Source organism: Streptomyces sp. DSM 118878, from assembly GCF_052936595.1.
Map to the genome: position 1 here is coordinate 242,116 of NZ_CP193622.1, position 18,461 is coordinate 260,576.

The following is an 18,461-nucleotide window of genomic DNA, read 5'->3' on the forward strand; positions in this document are numbered from 1 at the left end:
CGTCAGGCTCGCTGCCCCGACGCGTCCAGTGTGCGCCGGACGTACTGCTCCAGATCCCCCATGGTCTGAAGGTCGTCCATCACGGACTCGTCGAAGTCGACGCCGAAGCAGTCCTCCAGGAAGAGCAGCAGCTCGACCATCTTGAGTGAACTCATGCCCTCGATGGAGTTGCCGATGTTCGACTGCCGAGTCAGGTGGGACACGTCGGCTTCGACGAACTCGCCGATATGCTTGACGATCTTCTCGAAAAGCTCCTGGTCCTGCTTCTCATCCTGCATCAGGTGCCCCTCCCAAGGTCACACGCGTCGGCTCGTCGGTACGGCGCAACGGCGGGCGTTGCTCGATGATCTCGCGGCAGAGATGGCGCTGGATCTTGCCGCTTGTGGTTCTGGGGAGCTGCGCCCGCCGGATCCAGTGGCAGGTGACGCCGCTGATGCCGAACGCCTCGGCCAGTGCGCCGCGCACCTGGTCGGTGATGGTCCGCCGGTCGCGGCCCTCGCCGATCCGCTCGTCGAGAAGGAGGTGGAGCTGTTCGGTGAGCAGTGTCGGGTCGGGTACGCCGATCGCCACGACCGCGGGGGTGCGCGGGCTCTTCGCGACGGCTTCGACGAACCGCTCGATCTGGTCGGGTATGTAGTTGCGCCCGGAGATGATCACGATCTCCTTGCGGCGGCCGGTGACGTACAGCTCCCCGTCGAGCCGGTAGCCCAGATCGCCCGTGCGGAGATAGCCGTCGGGGCGTTTGAGCCGCTGGTCGACGGCGGTCTCCTCGGCGCCCTGTTCCGGCGTACCGGGTGCCGTGGCGCCGCGCTCCGGGAGGTAGCCGTCGATCACGCTGGGGCCTGCCACCTCTACCTCACCGATGGCGCGGTCGGGCAGCGGCGTTCCGTCGCCGTCGACCACCCGCAGTCGATGGTCCGGGATCGCCGGGCCCACGCACATCATGCTCAGGCTGCGGAGATCGTCGGCCGGCCGGGGTTCGGCACGCCCCCTGGCCGCGACGGCCTCCGCGTCCACCCGGTCGGTGGAGTAGGGGCGGCCGACGTCCGAGATGGTGGCCGCCAGCGTCACCTCCGCGAGTCCGTACACGGGCCTCAGTGTCGTGTCCGGCAGCCCGTAGGGGGCGAACGCCGACTGGAATTCGCGCAGGGTGGCCTCGTGCACCGGTTCCGCGCCGCACAGCGCGACACGCCAGGAGGAGAGGTCGAGGTCGGCGGGGGGCCGTCGCCCGGCCACCCGCGCGCAGATGTGGAACGCGGAGCTGGGCGCGGGCGAGAGGGTGCCCCGGTGGCGGCTGATCCACCGCAGCCATGAGAGCGGGTTGCGCAGGAAGTTGACGGGGTCCGACAGCACCATCGGGATGTGGGCGTGCAGCGCGTAGGAGATCCCGATGAGGCCCATGTCGTGGAAGAGGGGGAGCCAGCTCACCAGGGAGTCGGTGGGTCTGGCCCGTATCGCCCCGGCGATCGCCCGGACGTTGGCGGTGATGTTGCCGTGCCGGACCATGGCCAGCTTGGGGGCTCCGGTCGAACCGGAGGTCGCCTGGAGATGGGCGAGTGATGTGGGAGTGGCTCGCGGGGAGTCGAGCGTACGGGGTTCGCCGCGCAGCGCGTCGGGGGTCGTGACCGTGGCCGGCAGGTACGACGCGAGGGATTCCGCCGCTTCCGGGGCCGCGATGACCCCGCTGACCTGCGCCTGTTCGGCGAGGCCCCGCAGTCCGGCCGCGTAGTGGCGGGGGTTGCCGCCGGTCGGTTCCGCCGTGATGACGGGGACGACTCCCGCGTAGAGGCAGCCCAGGTAGACGGCGAGGAAGTCCCGCGAGGTGGGCAGGACGACGAGGACGCGCTCGCCCTCCCCGATGCCGTGCGCGTCGAGGCCGGCCACGGTCCTGCCGACGAGGTGACAGACCTCCGCGTAGCTGAGCGCGAACTCCTCCTCGGACCGCTCGATCACGTGGAACGCCGGCCGGTCCGGGGTGCGGGCGGCACTGTCGAGCAGCGCACCGATGACGGTGTCCGCCCGGTCCTGTGCCGTCATCGCGCGTACTTCTTCACGAATTCCACGTCGGTGGACCTGGCCGAGCGGGTCAGCCATGCGCGGAGTTCCCCGTGGCGGGCGTCGAAGTCCGCCTTCAGCACGTGCTCCCGCAGGGTTCCGGCCGGGGTGTAGTACGGCTTCTCCAGTTGTTCGAGGAAGCCGATGTGCTGCCGCATCCCGGCTCGGCCACGGTCGACACTGCGCGCGTACGCCTTGAGGCGGGCCCTCCGCTGGGGCCGTGTCTCGATCTCGAAGGCCCGCTTGAAGAAGATGTCGTAGCTGTCGAGGATGCCGCGCTGCAACGTGCTCGGGCGCATCTCCCGCGGGAAGATGCCGACGAAGGAGTAATGCTGATACGTCGGCACTTCCATGATGATCCGGTGGTCCTCGACGTCCTGGCGCGCCCCGTACAGCAGATTCTGGAAGGGGTATTCCGCGAGGCACACGAACACCGGGTGCATGATGCGGGCCTCGGCACACCAGCGGGCGGTGGCCTCGATGGCCTGCCGGTCCTGGACGTCGAGCCCGAAGATGATCGCGGAATGGATGGCGATGTCGTTCTCGGCGAAAGCCAGCAGGCGCCGCGTCTGCTCGGAGGGATCGACACGCTTGTTGAACGCCTGGAGGACACTCGGGTCCTCCGATTCCACGCCCAGACAGTACTCGTCGAATCCCGACCGCTTGAGGTCGAGTACCAGGTCGATGTCGTCGGCGTGGTTGACCCGGCTCATGGCGATGAACTTGTAGCCGCGGTCCCGGAATGTCTCGGCTATTTCCCGGCAGTAGTCCTTGCGGGTCGTGAAGTTCAGATCGGTGACGTAGAAGCGGTTGCATCCGGTCTGCTCGTAGATGGCGTCCAGTTCGCTGCGGACGTCCGCCGCCGTCTTGGTGCGAAACCGCCTCCCGAGCAGACGGATCGCATAGCAGAAGGAGCAGGCGAACGGGCAGCCGCGGGACATGGAGACCGTGGCCCAGTGCAGCTTCGGCGCGCGCGCCAGGAACTTCGGGTTGATCGCGGTGGCGATGTTCCCGTAACGGGCGATCGTGTTCAGGACCAGCTTGCCGTCGGCCCCGATGTAGGCCAGGTTGTCGACCTCGGTGAGGGGCTCGCCCTCCTCCAGCGCTTTGATGAGCTGGACGGCGGGGATCTCGCCCTCGGCGATCACCGCGTAATCGGCGTACCGCAGCGCCTCGTAGGGGGCGAACGCGGCGTGCGGGCCGCCCATGATGACCACGCAGCCGGGCCGCTTGGCGCGCTGGATCGACTCAAGCGCCTCAAGGTTCGACCAGAAGTGGGTGGCGAGCGCCGAGATCAGGATGTAGTCGTAGTCGGCCAGGGGGAAGTCCCCCGGCTTCTCGCCCCAGAACATCTGGCACATCTCGACACGGGCGTCCGGGTATTCCTGCTGGACGAACGACGCGACGTAATAGATTCCGTCGTTGTACGTCGTCGCCAGGGTCGACGCGTCGGGATACGCCTCATGGAATCCGAGCTGCACGCACAGGATATTGAGGCTTTTCATGACGCCGAACCCGAGGGGCTCAACGGCGCCGTGCGACGGCGCGCGATCTCCCTCCGCACCTTCTCCTTCATCTCCTGCTTGAGCTTGGCGGCTATGCGCTCCGGCTCGTTGACCCGGCGCTGCGCCCAGGCGAGCAGGTCGCGTGCCTCGGAGCGGTTCATCTTGGGGTGCTTCCACACCAGGTTGTACAGGTCGTGCTTGCTGAGGTCCGGTTCGTCGACCAGGTGTTCCATCTGCCGGTAGAGACGGGTGCCGTGGAACGGGGTGAGCAGCGTCAACTGGCAGGCGAAGAGCCCTTCGTCGCTGAGCTGCTCGATGTCGTGCTGCATGTCCTCGATGCTGTCCTCGGCGAACCCGACCATGAAGGTGCCGAGCGCGCGGCGGCCGTTGTCGATCAGCTCGCGCACGGTCTGCCGGACGTTGTAGACGTCGTCGCGCTTTTTGACGTCGGCGACGTTCTTGTCCCGGTACGACTCGATGCCGACGATCGCACCGTCCATGTACCGGTCGGTCAGCTCCGGGATTCTTCCTCGGATCAGGTCGGCCCGCGTCAGGCAAATCCACGGGAGTTCGCGCTCCGCGAGCGCGTCCACGACCTGTTCGGCGAGGTCGTTGGTGAGGAAGAAACTCTCGTCGTAGATGATGACGTGCGCGACGTCGGATTCCCGGTACGCGTCGAGCGCCGCGTACGTGTCCTCCATGAAGATGGCTTCTTCTTTGGGATTGAAGATCGGCGTCGAACAGAAGGTGCAGCCGATGTTGCACCCGCGTTTCGAATATAAATAGCCCACCGGGGACTTCAGTCCGCGAAAACCGCTTTCGCCGAGCATGGCGGGGTGCCGCACGCGCGGCAGTGGCGTGCCGTAGACGTACTCGTGGATCGGCGCCTCGCCCGCGCCCTTCACCTTCTTCGTGAAGTAGGGGTCGATTCCCGGGGAAAGCACACCATAGTTGCCGGCCCATATCTCCGGAACGCCGGCTTCGCGTGCGACCTTGGCCATCTCGATCGCGACGGGCGTCGACCAGGTGTAGAAGCTGATGCCGACCATGTCCCAGGTCTCGGACCGCAGGGCGCAGAGGTATTCGTCCCAGGTCGGGTACTCAAGGATTTCCACGTCCGGCACATTGTGCTTGATGAAGCGGAGGCCGGTGGGCGGGCAGGTGACCGAGAGCCGGTCTTCGAGATCCACCGCGCAGGTCCATGCCATGTAGGTGTCGGTCCTGTCGTACCAGTTCCCGCCGATACCGGCGGGTTCGACCAGAGCCTCCTTCGGAGCGGTCGTGAGGAGCACTCTCTTCATCTGCCGACCCCTATCGCCACGAAAATGTGCTGTTTATATGCGGCCCATTTCAGGCATGCCGGGTTCCGGCCGGCCCGCGACAAAAGAAAAGCACTTCGTTTAGCGTGCACAGATTGTTTGCGACTCTAGGATCGGCTCAATATTTATGTCAACCCTCCGACCGCGCGGGTGAGTAGGGCCACCGCATTCACGCCAGCAGGCCGATCGCGGGGTTTCTTGATCCGCGTAACTCGGCCGCCGGTGGGCGGTCCGTACACCGCGGCGGGAGCCGTTCCGGCCCCGGGCAACTCGGCCGGAACCGAGCGCGGGGCCGCGGTGATCAGTTTCCGGTCGCTGTTTCACGGGACCTGTGGCTCTCGCGGACGCCTGTGGCGGGAGCGCGCGACGGCCAGCCCTCCGAGGGCCATGGCGATCAGCCCCATGATCAGGGCGACGATGGCCCCGCCCAGCCCGTTGCCGGTGCCGAGAGAGCCGTCGGAGGCTGCTGCCACCAGCCCGCCGAGGACCATGGCCATCAGCCCCGCGCCCAGGGCCACATTGGCTCCGAGTCGCCCGTGGACAGTGCCGAAGCGACCGTGGGGGCGGGCCAGGGCCAGCCCGCCGACGACCGTGCCGGTCAGTCCAAGCACGGCGGCCGAGGTGGCCGTGAGCCGTCCGGCGCTCACGGTGTGGACACTTGCGGCGGAGGGCTGGGCAACAGCATGCGCGGCGGCCGGTGCCGCCAGCACGCACACCCCGAGCAGGGCCGTTCCAACCGCGGCGAGCAGCAGCCGAACCGACCTCAGGGCTCCTGACGACAAGCTCATGTCCTTCTCCTCTTCGTACGTCTCGCTCCCGGGACCGGGATGCCGCTCTGATCCTGGCCGCCGGGCCCAACGCCAGTCGTCGTGCGGACGGAGGCACTTCGCGCTGCCGCGGGTGGCGCATCCGACTACCGCGAACGCCGCAGCCGCCGAAAAGGTACTGCGGGTGCGGTAGGTGGCCGCTCGTCCATGGGCGGGACTCGCCCGCAGTGACCTCCGGCTAGGGTCCGCGTATGACCACAGGGCGGTTGGGTGTTCGGGCCGATGTCGGAGAGGGAGCGATCGCCGTTGGTGTGGCGGTGGCGCTGCTGGTGACGGGGTTGTCCGACGAGCACTCCAGCACAGGGCTCGGCCTGCTCGGCTACGTGCTGTTGGCGGTCGGCGGCCTGGCGCTGGCCGTGCGCCGCCGGGCTCCGGTTCTTGTTCTGGCCGTCACCGGTCTGTGCGCGCTGGGCTACCAGGCGGCCGGCTTCGACGTGCCGGCCGTCGCGTACCTGTTCGCGGTGTACGCCGCGATGCGGGCGGGACATCACATCATCACGGTGGCCGCCTCCGTGGCCCTGCTGGCCACCCTCCCGCTCGCGGTTCTGGCTTCCCTGCGCGACATGGGCGAGGCCCTCGCGCAGGCCCGTGGCGCCCTGGAGATCGCCTGGCTGATCGCGGCCGGTGCCGCGGGCGAGGCCCTGCGGCAGGCCGAGCGGCGGGCGGACGAGGCCGAGCGCACCCGGGAGGAGACAGCGCGGCACCGCGCGGACGAGGAGCGGCTGCACATCGCGCGGGAGCTGCACGATTCACTCACCCATCAGATCTCGGTCATCAAGGTGCAGTCGGAAGCGGCCGTGCATGTGGCCCGCAAGCGTGGCCAGGAGGTGCCGGCGGCATTGCTGGCGATTCGGGAGGCCGGTCGTGAGGCGTCTCGGGAGCTGCGGGCGACCCTGGAGGTGCTGCGCGACGATGACAAGACCCCGCCGCACGGTCTCGACCACCTACCGGACCTGGTGGAACGGTCCCGTACGACCGGCCTGGACGCGACGTTGACGATCGAAGGCCAACGGCGCGAGGTGCCGGCGGCGGTGGGGCGGGCCGTGTACCGGATCGTGCAGGAGTCACTCACCAACATCGCCCGGCACGCCGGCGCCACGACCGCTTCGGTCCACGTCGGCCACCTTCCCCGCACCCTGACCGTACGAGTCGAAGACGACGGCAAGGCCACGCCGGACAGCACTCCGGCGCCCGGCATCGGGTTGCTCGGCATGCGTGAACGGGTCACGGCCCTCGGCGGTCACCTGCACGCGCAGCCGCGCGGCGAGGGCGGGTTCGCCGTCCACGCGGAACTCCCTGTGGACGGAGCATCATGATCCGCGTCTTGCTGGTGGACGACCAGCCGCTCCTGCGCAGCGGATTCCGTGCGCTGCTCGACCTCGAAGACGACATCGAGGTGGTGGCGGAGGCCGCCGACGGACGGGAGGGCCTGGCCCTGGCCAGGGAACACCTGCCCGACATCGCGCTCATCGACATCCAGATGCCGGACATCGACGGCATCGAGGCCACCCGGCTCATCGCCGCGGACCCGGCGCTGACCGGTGTACACGTCGTGATCCTGACCAACTACGGCCTGGACGAATACGTCTTCGACGCGCTGCGCGCCGGCGCCGCGGGATTCCTCGTCAAGGACATCGTGCCGGAGGACTTCCTCCACGCCGTGCGCGTTGCCGCGCGTGGCGAGGCCCTGCTCGCGCCGTCGATCACCCGCAAACTGATCAACCGGTACGTCACCCAGCCGCTCCACACCGGCGCCGCCGTGGAACTGGAAGGGCTGACCAGCCGCGAACGCGAGGCCGTCGTCCTCGTCGCGCAAGGCCTGTCCAACGAGCAGATCGCCCGGCACATGGTGATCAGCCCACTGACCGCGAAAACCCACATCAACCGGGCGATGACCAAACTCCACGTCCGCGACCGGGCCCAACTCGTCATTCTCGCCTACGAGTCAGGCCTGGTCATCCCGCGCGACCGCTGATCTCGACGGAAGGCCCGTCACTCGTAGCGGTACTTCAGGGATTCCGCCTCCGCCCGTTCGATGTCAGCGATCGTCAGCTCCGGTATCCGCAGTTGGGCCAGCGTCACCTCGGCCGAGGTCGGCTGTGCGTCCGTCGGCAGCCACTGCTCCGGCTTCCAGGCCCCGCTGCGCATGAGCGACTTGGGGCAGTGCGGGTAGACCTCCTCGATGCCCAGCACCAGCGCACTGGCCGGCGGCTTGCCCACGGCGGTGAGCTGCGACAGCAGCTCGGGGCGGGTGGAGACGACAGCCCTGCCGTTCACCCTGAGCGTCGTGGCGCGCCCCGGGACGAGGAACAGCAGCCCGGCTCGTCCGGTGGCGATGACGTTCTGCAGGGTGTCCAGACGCTTGTTGCCGGTCGCGTCCGGTATCGCCACCGTCCGTGCGTCCAGGACGGCGACGAACCCGGCGGGGCCACCGCGCGGGGAAACGTCACAGTTGCCCTCGGCGTCCGCGCTGGCGATCAGGACCAGTGATGAGCAGCCGATCAACCGCCGGGCCTCGTCGGTGAGTTCGGTCATCTGCTTGCGCAGTGCCGCGTCCTTGGGGAATTCGTAGGCCTGACGCAGCGCTTCCGGGTCGGACACGGCGTCGATACGGAGCGAGTCGAAGGCACTGCCTGCAAGGGGCGTCGTCATGCTCCCGACCCTAATGGGCCGATCCGCGATTGATCGTCGTCGCCGAGTGCGGGGGCCACTCGACGGGGGCTTGGTTCTCGCCGCCCGGCCCCGGAAAGCACGCATGGCGGACCGAAACTGTTTCGGTCGTGACGCGCCATTGTTTCGACGGCACGCATCCCGCAGGATCTCCTTGGCAGCCACCCCGCGGGCCAAGCGTCGGGCAGGGCCTGCCAGTCGTCCCCTGAAAGCTTTCGCGGGCATCCCGGAACCGGCACGGCCATCACCCCGCCATCGCCCCGCACGGCCCGTCCCACAGAAGGAAGGGATTGTCATGATCAGGACGAGAACCATGATCGGAAGTCCTCCGAACGCTCCCACGAAAGACCGCTCATCCCTACGTGCCTACGCACGCAAAGCCCTGGTCCTCTCCGTCACGGGGCTGCTCACGGCCACCGGTGTCGTCGCCCTGTCCGGCACCGCCCACGCGGCGAGCACCCTCGGCGAGTCGGCAGCCGCCAAGGGCCGCTACTTCGGCACGGCGGTCGCCGCGAACCACCTCGGTGAGGCGCCCTACGCCGCCACGCTGAACACCGAGTTCAACTCGGTGACCCCCGAGAACGAGATGAAGTGGGACGCGCTGGAGCCGTCCCGGGGATCGTTCACCTACGGGGCGGCCGACCAGATCGTCGGCCACGCGCAGGGTCGCGGCATGAAGGTGCGGGGACACACCCTGGTCTGGCACTCCCAGCTTCCCGGCTGGGTGGGTTCACTGGGTGCGAGTGACCTCCGTACGGCGATGAACAACCACATCACCCAGGTCATGCGGCACTACCAGGGCAAGATCCACTCATGGGACGTCGTCAACGAGGCGTTCCAGGACGGCGGCAGTGGAGCACGCCGCAGTTCGCCCTTCCAGGACAAGCTCGGCAACGGCTTCATCGAGGAGGCGTTCCGCACCGCGCGGACCGCCGACCCGGCCGCCAAGCTCTGTTACAACGACTACAACACCGACGGGGTGAACGCGAAGTCCAACGCCGTGTACGCCATGGTGAAGGACTTCAAGCAGCGCGGTGTGCCCATCGACTGCGTGGGCTTCCAGAGCCACTTCAACAGCCAGTCCCCCGTCCCCGCCGACTTCCAGCAGAATCTCCAGCGCTTCGCCGACCTCGGCGTCGACGTGCAGATCACGGAACTGGACATCGAGGGGTCCGGGGCATCGCAGGCCACGAGTTACGCCAACGTGGTGAAGGCGTGCCTCGCGGTGACGCGCTGCACAGGCATCACCGTCTGGGGCGTCACCGACAAGTACTCCTGGCGCGCGAGCGGGACCCCACTGCTCTTCGACGGCAACTACAACAAGAAGCCGGCCTACGCCTCCGTGCTGTCCGCCCTCGGCGGTACGAGCGGCGGTGGTGACGGGGGAAACGGCACCCGCACGTGCACCGTCTCGTACGCGAAGCAGGAGACGTGGGGTGACCGCTACAACGGCAAGGTGACCGTGACGGCGGGTTCTTCGGCGATCAGCGGCTGGAACGTGCGGGTGACCATCGGCTCGGCGCAGCGGATCTCGGCCACCTGGAACGGCACGCCGAGCTGGGACAGCACCGGGAAGGTGATGACCATGACCCCGAACGGCAACGGCGGCCTGGCGGCCGGCGGGAGCACCAGCTTCGGCTTCACCGTCATGACGAACGGCGACACGGCACCGCCCGCCGTCAGCGCCTGCACCGCGTCCTGACCGGAGCGTCCGGCCGGAGGGACAGAAGGGCCCTCGCGGGTGGTTCGTCCACCCGCGAGGGCCTTCCGGTCGGTGTGCGCCGGACTACGGCGTGTCCGTGAGGGTCTCCGTCGTGACACTCATGTGCAGCCGACGGGTGTGGTCGACCGTGCGTACGGGCCCGGTCAGCGTGACCCGGGCCGTGAGGCGCGTGTCGGTGCTCGACGCGCTCAGCCGCAGTTCGAGTTCGCCCGGCTCGACGATCCGGTGGCCGTCGCGGCCCGTGAAGGACGCGAGGTCCGCCGGGACCGTCATCCGCACCCTGGCGCGCCGGCCGGGGTCCAGGTCGAGGCGTGCGTAGCCGATGAGGCGCTGCACCGGCTGGACCACGGAGGCGACCGGGTCGTGCAGATAGACCTGGACCACTTCGGTGCCCTTCCGCGCACCGGTGTTGCGGACGGTGCAGGAGAGGGTGAACTCTCCTGCCGTGGAGGCCCGTCCGTGCTCCACGGCGAGGTCGCTCCACTCGAAGGTGGTGTATGTCAGGCCGTGGCCGAACCCGAACGCCGGGGTCGGGTCGACACTGGACACATCGCTGGAGTGGCCGAGCCGCGCCGCCAGGTAGGTGGAGGGCTGGGAGCCCGGGTGGCGCGGCACGCTGACGGGCAGCCTGCCGGACGGTTCGGTGCGGCCGCTGAGCACCGAGGCGATGGCCGTCGTTCCTTCCTCGCCGGGGAAGAACGACTGCACGACCGCGGCTGCCTCGTTTGCCGCACGCCCGAGGGCGTAGGGGCGTCCGGCGAGCAGGGTGACGACGACGGGGGTGCCCGCGTCGAGGAGGCCGTCGAGCAGTTGCTGCTGGACACCGGGGAGTGCCAGGTTCTCCGCGTCGCAGCCCTCCCCGCTCGTGCCACGCCCGAAGAGACCGGCCCGGTCGCCGAGGGCGACGATCACGAGGTCGGCGCCCCTGGCCAGTTCGAAGGCCGCACCGAACCCGTCGGTGGCGGGTCCGTCGATGTCCGCACCCTGCGCGGTGACGATCTCGCTGTGGGGGAACTCGGCCGCCAACGCCTCGCGCAGGGTGGGCAGTTCGATGCCGAGCGGGGTCTCGGGGTGCTGGCCCCCGACGTGGACGGGGAAGGCGTAGCAGCCGAGGACGGCCGTCGGGGTGTCGGCGTTGGGCCCGATGAGTGCGATACGGGCCGGGGCCCCGGCGGCCGCGTCCGCCGCCAGGGGCAGGGTGCCGTCGTTGCGCAGGAGTACGACGGCCTGTTCGGCGACGCGGCGGGCAAGCGCGCGGTTCTCTTGGGTGTCGAGACGGACGCTCCCGCGCAGCGCCTGTGAGCTCGCGCCCGCGGGACCGTCCGCACTCGTGGCTCCCATGAGCACCGGCGGCATCGGCCTCCAGTCCGCGTCCAGCAGCCCCAACTGGGCTTTCTGGACCAGCACGCGGCGTACCGCACGGTCCACCAGCGCCTCGGGTACGAGGCCGTCGGCGATCGCGTCGGTCAGCGGGCTGCCGAACGCCTTGACGGTCGGCAGTTCCACGTCCACCCCCGCGCCGAGCGCGGCACCGGCGGCTTCCCCGAAGGTCCCCGCCACACCGTGCAGCGTCTTCAGGAACGCGATGCCGAAGTAGTCCGCGACCACGGTCCCGTCGAAGCCCCAGGTGTCGCGGAGGAGGCCGGTCAGCAGCAGCTCGTCGGCCGCGGAGGGGATTCCGTCGGTGTCGGTGTAGGCGTGCATGACGGACCGTGCGCCGCTTTCGCGTACGGCCATCTCGAACGGGGTGAGGATGATGTCGGCCCGCTCGCGCGTACCCATGCCGACGGGGGCGAGGTTGCGGCCCGCCCGGGAGGCCGAGTATCCGGCGAAGTGCTTGAGCGTGGCGACGACACCGGCCGACTCCAGTCCCCGTACGTAGGCGGTGGCGACCGTTCCCACCAGGTACGGGTCCTCGCCGATCGTCTCCTCGACGCGGCCCCAGCGTGCGTCGCGTACGACGTCGAGGACGGGGGCGAGTCCTTGGTGCACGCCGACGGAGCGCATGTCGCGGCCGATCGCGGCGGCCATCTCACCGACCAGCTCCGGATGGAAGGTGGCGCCCCAGGACAGCGGCACGGGGTAGGCGGTCGCGCCCCAGGTGGCGAAGCCGGCAAGGCATTCCTCATGGGCGAGCGCCGGTATGCCGAACCGGTTCGCCCCGGTGATCCGCTCCTGGGTGCGTGACAGCGAGAGGGCGCCCACGGCCGGGTCGACCGGGGCCGTTCCGAACGGGCGGGTCAGCTGGCCGAGGCCGTGCGGAAGAAGGTCGTCGAGGGCGACGGCCTCCTCCATGTCGTGCTGGAACGGCGCGACTTCGGCGCCCTCGTCGGACGCGCCCACCCAGACGCCGAAGAGCTGGGAGATCTTCTCCTGGAGGGTCATGGCGGCGATCAGGGCGTCGGCCCTGGCCTCGGGAGCGAGGGTGGGATCGCGCCAGGGCCCGGTGCGGTGGTCCGTGGTGCCGGATACCGGCGCCAGGGACTCGGTGGCCTCGGCGGGTGCCTGCACGCCGGCGTTGTCGATGTTGGCGGTCACTTTCCTCCGACCCCCATCAGCCCCTGTACCAGGGCACGACGGGCGAACAGGTAGACGATCAGGATGGGGAGCATGGACAGGACGACTGCGGCGAGCAGGCCGGGGGTGTCGACTCCGTGTTCCGTCTGGAAGTCGTAGAGTCCCATGGTGATCACCTTGGTCTCCGCCGACTGCGTCAGGACGAGGGGGAAGAGGAAGCCGTTCCACGCCTGGAGCGCGGAGAAGACGATGATCGTCGAGACTCCGCTCTTGGACAGCGGCAGCACCAGCTGGAAGAAGACCCGCCGGGGCGAGGCACCGTCCATCGTCATCGCCTCGTACAGCTCGGGGGTGATGTCACGCATCACACCCGTGAGGATCAGGGCGCACACCGGCATGGCGAAGGCCGCCGTCGGCAGGATGACGCCGATGAGGTTGTCGTAGAGACCGGCCTCGCTGATGACGAAGAACATCGGGACGATGACCGCCTGCGAGGGGATCGCCAGGCCGAGGAGGAACAGCCGGAAGACCGTGGTGGCGGCCCGGCCCCGGCTCCTGACGATGGTGTACGCGAGCGGCGGGACGAGCAGTACGACGATGCCCACCACGCACACGGTGACGATGACCGTGTTGAGGAAGTACTGCGCGAAGCCGCTGTCGAGGTCGTTGATGTAGTTGTCGAACGTGAAGTGCTCGGGGAAGGCCAGCGGGCCGTTCGCCGCGTAGTCGGGGCGCGACTGGAACGTGGCGACGAGCATCACGTACAGCGGCAGTCCCACCACCAGGAGCCAGACCAGCGAGCCGAAACCGGCGAAGTAGTTGGGGCGGCTCTTCCTCACAGTCCCTCCATGGTGCTGCGCATCTTGTCGTAGCCCGAGAGCCGCACCACGATCAGCGAGATGACCGTGGCGACGAGGACCAGCAGGAGTGCGATGGCGGACGCCGCTCCGTAGTCGAAGCTCTTGAACGCCTTCTGGTACATGTAGTACGCGCTGATGGTGGTGTCGCTGCCCGGTCCGCCCTGGGTCAGGATGAGCACGGTGTCGAAGGTCGTGAGCCCGCCGACCACCATCAGGATCATCGAGGTGATGATCGAGTTGCGTAGCTGCGGCAGCGTGATGTGGAAGAACTGCCGCACCGTGCCCGCGCCGTCGATCTGCGCCGCCTGGTAGAGGACCTGCGGCACCGCGCGCGCCGCGCCCTGGTAGATCAGCGTGTGCAGGGGGGTGAACTGCCAGGTGCTGACGAAGACCAGGACGCCGATGGCGCTGGTCTGCGACCCGAACAGGTTGCCGTCGCCGAAGAGCCATTGGGCGTGCCCGGGGACACCGAAGTTGGGGTCGAGGACGGCGCGCCACAGCACGGACACGGCCGCGATGGACAGCAGCATCGGGACGAAGTAGATGGCGGACAGGACGGCCCGGTTGCGCTGGTGTCCGGCCGCCCAGACCCCGAGCAGGATGCTCAGCGGGGTCTGGACGGCGACCCCGAGCACGGTGAGCAGGACGCTCAGCCAGAGGCTCTTGAGCATGACGGGGTCGTCGAGGAGCTTCTTCCAGTTGTCGAGGCCGGCGAATTCCGGGTCGCTCAGACCGTCCCAGCTGGCGAAGGAGAGTACGACGACCATGATGAGCGGGACGATGGCGAAGAGGCCGAAGAAGACAGCGGCGGGGGCCGCCCAGAGGAATCCCGGGCGGCCCGCTCCGACGCCGGTCGAGCCTGCCTTCTTGACCGTCTCGTGGTCCGCGGAGGATGCGGCGGTTCGGGTCATGTCATGTGTTCCGGGTCCGGATTTCAGAGAGCTCACGAGGTCGGCAGCGCCTGCATGGCCTTGATGAAGGCGTCCTCGTCCATCGAGCCGTTGAAGAACTGCTGGAGGGACTGGTACATCGTGGTGGCCGCCGACTGGGGGTACGCCTGGTCCCAGGAGAGCTGGAACGCCGGGGCCTTCTTGACCAGGTCGTACTGGAACTTCGCGAACTCGGGGCTGGCGGCGGTGTTCAGGAGGCCTTCGGTGTTCGTCGTGGTCGGCACGTTGCCGATGCGCAGCTGCGCCTTGACGAACCGGTCCGAGTACATGAGCTTCAGGAACTCGGCGACGGCCTGCGGGTGCTTCGTCTTCTTCAGCACGGAGTAGAAGTTGTTGGTGTTGCCGACGACGTTCGCCTGGTCGCCCTTGCCGCCCTCGACGGAGGGGAAGGCGCTGTAGCCGAGGTCGCTCTTCGCGAACTCGGGGTGCGCGTCCTGCTGCGTCGAGTACTCCCACGAGCCCATCAGCTCGAAGGCGGCCTTGCCGGTCGCCAGGAGTGTGGGGGAACTCTGGTCGGTGAACTTCACCGAGTCGTAGTTGGTGCCGAAGGCCCCGGCGTCCACCAGTTGCTTGATCTTGCTCAGTGCCTTCCGGCTGTCCGGGCTCGCCCAGGCGTCCTTGTCACCGTCCAGGGCCTTCTGGAAGAGCTCCGGGCCGGCGATGCGGTCGTAGAGGTACTCGAACCACATCAGGGTCGGCCAGCGGTCGCCGCCGCCCAGCGCGATCGGGGTGACACCGTCGGCCTTCAGCGTCTTGACCGCCGCCAGCAGGTCGTCCCAGGTCTTCGGGGGTTCGATGCCGGCCTTTTTGAGGACCTTGCCGTTGTTGAACAGCACCACGGGCTGGGTGCCGCGCATGGGGACCCCGTACGTCTTGCCGTCGACCACCGCGCTGTTCAGCACGGTCGGCAGGAACTTCGTCCTGAGACCTGGGTCCTTGGCGATGAAGGGGTCCAGCGGGAGCAGCAGACCGGCGTCGACGAACTGCTTGATGCTGCCGCCGCCCCAGTTGAAGAAGACGTCCGGCGCCTGCTTGCTGCTGATGATCGTCTGTAGCTTGGCCTGGTAGTCGGCGCCCGGGATCGTGTCCAGGACGGCCTTCACCTTCGACGTCTTGTTGAAGGTGGCGACGAGCTCCTTCTCAACCTTGTTCGCCGAGTCCCCGTAGACCAGGACGTGGATGGTGTCATCACCGCCGGCCGCATCGGAATCTCCTCCGCACCCGGACAGGGACAGCACCAGGGCCAGCGCGGCACCACCGACGACAACGGTCCGCGAGAACCGTGCGCGTTGCTTCATCGACTCGCCTCTCGAAACTTTTTCGGTACGATTACCGAAACTTCCTGAGTCGGGACGCTAGGACTCGCCGTCTGAAGGGGTCAACCCTCGGTCACCGCGTTATCAAAGCGTTACGCCTCGGCGGCAGTTGATTCGTGCTTTATGCTCCTCGCCATGCGTGATGACGAGGAAATGGGCCGCATCACCCTGGCCCAGGTCGCCCAGCGAGCCGGTGTCTCCATTTCGACAGTTTCGAAGGTCCTCAACGGGCGGCAGGACGTGGCGCCGCCCACGAGGGTCAAGGTGGAGCGCCTGCTTGAGGCCCATGCGTACCGGCGCACGACACGGTCGGCCCGCGAGGCGCCGCTCATCGAAATCGTGTTCCACGAGCTGGAAAGCATCTGGGCGATGGAGCTGATCCGGGGGGTGGAGAACGTCGCCAAGGCGCACGGCGCCGGGGTCGTCCTCACCGAGAGCGGAACCCGCCACTCGCCCAGCCCCGACTGGATGGAGGCGATGCTCCAGCGTCGGCCGCTCGGTGTCGTCCTGGTCTTCTCCGCCCTGCCCAGCGAAGTGAAACAGCAGCTCAGGGCGCGTTCGATCCCGTTCGTCATCATCGACCCCGCGGGCGATCCCGACCCCGACGTGCCCTCGGTCGGCTCGGCCAACTGGAACGGCGGACTGGCCGCCACCCGCCATCTCATCGAGTGCGGACACCGGCACATCGGGATCATCACCGGACCCGAGGACATGCTCTGCTCCCGCGCCCGGCTCGACGGCTACCGGTCGGCGATGGCCATGGCGGGGCTGGAAGTGGACCCCGGGCTCATCCTGTTCGGCGACTTCCACGTGGAGGGCGGATACGACCGCGCCGCCGAGATGCTGTCCCGCCCCCAGCGGCCCACCGCGATCTTCGCGGGCAGCGACCTCCAGGCACTCGGCGTACTGGAAGCCGCCCGCGTCCACGGCCTGCGCGTCCCCCACGACCTCTCGGTGGTCGGCTACGACGACGTGTCCATCGCCCGCTGGGCCAGCCCGGCACTGACCACGGTCCACCAGCCGCTGCGCCAGATGGCGGAGGAGGCGGCGCAGATGCTGATGCGGCTGCGGGCCCAGGAACCGGTGTCCACGCGGCTGGAACTGGCCACGAGCCTGGTCGTACGCAAAAGCACGGCGCCGCCGCCCGAGAACGAGCGGGACGCGGGCGGCGCCTGACGCGGGTCCTGACGCGGGTCAGCGCCGGGGGTCGTGAAGGAGGCGCCTTTTACTTCGACGTATGTCTATGTTGACAGTCATCGATGCGAGTGCCAAGCTCTAGGCACTGGCACGCATCGATAGATATCGAAACAGGGAACGCACCGCCCCCTTCGCGCCCCGCTTTGAGGAGACCGAGCATCATGAGCACCCAGCAGCTCCCCGTCATCGTCATCGGAGCAGGCCCCACCGGACTGGCCGCTGCCGCCCACCTCGTCGAGCGCGGCATCGACCCCCTCGTCCTGGAAGCGGGCGACAGGGCCGGTGCGGCCGTGCGCGAGTGGAGCCACGTACGCCTGTTCTCCACCTGGGGCGAGGTCGTCGACCCCGCCGCCGAGAAGCTCCTGGCCCCCACCGGCTGGGTGAAGCCGGACGGCGACACCTACCCCACCGGCGGTGACTGGGCCACGCAGTACCTACAGCCGCTGGCCGATGTCCTGGGCGACAAGATCCGCTTCGGCGCGACGGTGACCGGAGTCTCCCGCCAGGGCCGCGACCGCGTCGTCGACGCCGACCGCGAGCAGCAGCCCTTCACCGTGCACATCCAGAACGCCGACGGCAGCGAGCAGCGGCTCACCGCCCGCGCCGTCATCGACGCCTCCGGCACCTGGTCCACCCCCGGCCCGATCGGCGGCGACGGTCTGCCCGCCCTCGGTGAGCGCAGTTCCAGGGAGCGCGTCTCCTACCGCGTGCCCGACCTCAAGGACCCTGCCGTACGGGCACGCTACGCGGGCAAGCGCACCGCGGTGATCGGCTCCGGCGCCTCCGCGTTCACCGCGCTCGCCTACCTGGCCGACCTCGCCAAGGACGCCCCGGGTACGCATGCGGTCTGGGTGCTGCGGCGCGGTATCAGCGGCTCCACGTTCGGCGGCGGCGAGGCTGACCAGCTGCCCGCCCGCGGAGCGCTCGGCCTGGCGGCCAAGGCCGCGGTGGATGACGGCCACGCCGACGCCGTCACCGGCTTTCGCACCGACGCCGTCGAAAGGAGCGGCGACCGACTGGTCCTGGTCGCCGAGGACGGCCGCCGTCTCGACCCGGTCGACGAGGTCATCGTCCTCACGGGCTTCCGCCCCGACCTCTCCTTCCTGAACGAGCTGCGCCTGGGCCTGGACGAGCGCCTCCAGGCTCCTCTCGAACTGGCCCCGCTGATCGACCCCAACCAGCACTCCTGCGGCACCGTCTACCCGCACGGTGTGGGTGAGCTCTCCCACCCGGAGAAGGACGTCTACCTGGTCGGCATGAAGAGCTACGGCCGCGCGCCGACCTTCCTCGCCATGACCGGCTACGAGCAGGTCCGCTCCATCGCCGCATCCCTCGCCGGAGACCGGGAAGCCGCCGAGCGCGTCGAGCTGACCCTCCCCGAGACCGGGGTCTGCGGCGGCGCGGGCCTCTTCGACGAGCCGGCTGGTGCCGAGGAGTCCGGCGGAGGCTGCTGCGCGGCTCCGCCCACCGTGCAGGTCGGCATCTGTGCGCCGGCCGGCGCACCAGGGGGCTGCTGACCGAC

The 18,461-nt window shown here is 68.7% G+C and carries 15 protein-coding genes; 5 read left to right on the forward strand and 10 right to left on the reverse strand.

All coding sequences use genetic code 11. The annotated features are described in order from the left end of the window. Positions 1–2 precede the first annotated feature (2 nt). The 5 genes from ACRAKF_RS01000 to ACRAKF_RS01020 form a co-directional block, all read right to left on the reverse strand. Complete coding sequence (locus ACRAKF_RS01000) at positions 3–278, reverse strand: acyl carrier protein (protein ID WP_447034751.1); 276 nt, start codon at positions 276–278, stop codon at positions 3–5. Then, complete coding sequence (locus tag ACRAKF_RS01005) at positions 268–2,037, reverse strand: AMP-binding protein (RefSeq protein WP_447034752.1); 1,770 nt, start codon at positions 2,035–2,037, stop codon at positions 268–270. Before ACRAKF_RS01005 ends, ACRAKF_RS01000 begins: the two co-directional genes overlap by 11 nt. After that, positions 2,034–3,560 carry a B12-binding domain-containing radical SAM protein gene (locus ACRAKF_RS01010; RefSeq protein ID WP_447034753.1) on the reverse strand — a complete coding sequence of 509 codons (1,527 nt, stop codon included), beginning with the start codon at positions 3,558–3,560 and terminating at the stop codon, positions 2,034–2,036. The genes ACRAKF_RS01005 and ACRAKF_RS01010 overlap by 4 nt, the downstream gene beginning before the upstream one ends. Beyond that, positions 3,557–4,861 (reverse strand): B12-binding domain-containing radical SAM protein, encoded by a 1,305-nt coding sequence (locus ACRAKF_RS01015; RefSeq protein WP_447034754.1) that lies wholly within the window; start codon positions 4,859–4,861, stop codon positions 3,557–3,559. Before ACRAKF_RS01015 ends, ACRAKF_RS01010 begins: the two co-directional genes overlap by 4 nt. Positions 4,862–5,199: 338 nt before the next feature. After that, positions 5,200–5,667, reverse strand: coding sequence for a DUF6223 family protein (locus tag ACRAKF_RS01020; protein WP_447034755.1), 468 nt, complete (start codon positions 5,665–5,667; stop codon positions 5,200–5,202). Positions 5,668–5,897: 230 nt separating this feature from the next. Here ACRAKF_RS01020 and ACRAKF_RS01025 point away from each other — a divergent pair, with 230 nt between their 5' ends. Then, entirely contained in the window at positions 5,898–7,022 is a 1,125-nt protein-coding gene (locus tag ACRAKF_RS01025) for a sensor histidine kinase (protein ID WP_447034756.1), read from the forward strand. Beyond that, entirely contained in the window at positions 7,019–7,681 is a 663-nt protein-coding gene (locus tag ACRAKF_RS01030; RefSeq protein ID WP_447034757.1) for a response regulator, read from the forward strand. Before ACRAKF_RS01025 ends, ACRAKF_RS01030 begins: the two co-directional genes overlap by 4 nt. A gap of 17 nt (positions 7,682–7,698) precedes the next feature. On the opposite strand, the gene ACRAKF_RS01035 is transcribed toward ACRAKF_RS01030, so the two are convergent. After that, positions 7,699–8,358: an MSMEG_1061 family FMN-dependent PPOX-type flavoprotein gene (locus ACRAKF_RS01035; RefSeq protein WP_447034758.1), complete on the reverse strand. Its 660-nt coding sequence runs from the start codon at positions 8,356–8,358 to the stop codon at positions 7,699–7,701. Positions 8,359–8,689: 331 nt separating this feature from the next. Between ACRAKF_RS01035 and ACRAKF_RS01040 the strand changes: the two genes are divergently transcribed. After that, positions 8,690–10,078, forward strand: a complete 1,389-nt coding sequence (locus ACRAKF_RS01040) for an endo-1,4-beta-xylanase (protein ID WP_447034759.1) — start codon at positions 8,690–8,692, stop codon at positions 10,076–10,078. A gap of 84 nt (positions 10,079–10,162) precedes the next feature. On the opposite strand, the gene ACRAKF_RS01045 is transcribed toward ACRAKF_RS01040, so the two are convergent. The 4 genes from ACRAKF_RS01045 to ACRAKF_RS01060 are packed head-to-tail and all read right to left on the reverse strand — an operon-like array spanning position 10,163 to position 15,724. Further along, a complete protein-coding gene (locus ACRAKF_RS01045) occupies positions 10,163–12,637 on the reverse strand; it encodes a beta-xylosidase/alpha-l-arabinosidase (protein WP_447034760.1) in 2,475 nt (824 codons plus the stop codon). Then, entirely contained in the window at positions 12,634–13,455 is an 822-nt protein-coding gene (locus ACRAKF_RS01050) for a carbohydrate ABC transporter permease (protein WP_447034761.1), read from the reverse strand. The genes ACRAKF_RS01045 and ACRAKF_RS01050 overlap by 4 nt, the downstream gene beginning before the upstream one ends. Then, positions 13,452–14,387 carry a carbohydrate ABC transporter permease gene (locus tag ACRAKF_RS01055; RefSeq protein ID WP_447034762.1) on the reverse strand — a complete coding sequence of 312 codons (936 nt, stop codon included), beginning with the start codon at positions 14,385–14,387 and terminating at the stop codon, positions 13,452–13,454. Before ACRAKF_RS01055 ends, ACRAKF_RS01050 begins: the two co-directional genes overlap by 4 nt. A gap of 32 nt (positions 14,388–14,419) precedes the next feature. Beyond that, positions 14,420–15,724, reverse strand: coding sequence for an ABC transporter substrate-binding protein (locus ACRAKF_RS01060; RefSeq protein WP_447034763.1), 1,305 nt, complete (start codon positions 15,722–15,724; stop codon positions 14,420–14,422). Positions 15,725–15,865: 141 nt separating this feature from the next. Here ACRAKF_RS01060 and ACRAKF_RS01065 point away from each other — a divergent pair, with 141 nt between their 5' ends. Further along, a complete protein-coding gene (locus ACRAKF_RS01065; protein ID WP_447034764.1) occupies positions 15,866–16,918 on the forward strand; it encodes a LacI family DNA-binding transcriptional regulator in 1,053 nt (350 codons plus the stop codon). 182 nt (positions 16,919–17,100) lie between these two features. Further along, the gene (locus ACRAKF_RS01070; protein WP_447034765.1) at positions 17,101–18,456 is read left to right on the forward strand and encodes an FAD-dependent oxidoreductase; all 1,356 of its coding nucleotides are present in this window, start codon (positions 17,101–17,103) and stop codon (positions 18,454–18,456) included. Positions 18,457–18,461: the final 5 nt, after the last annotated feature.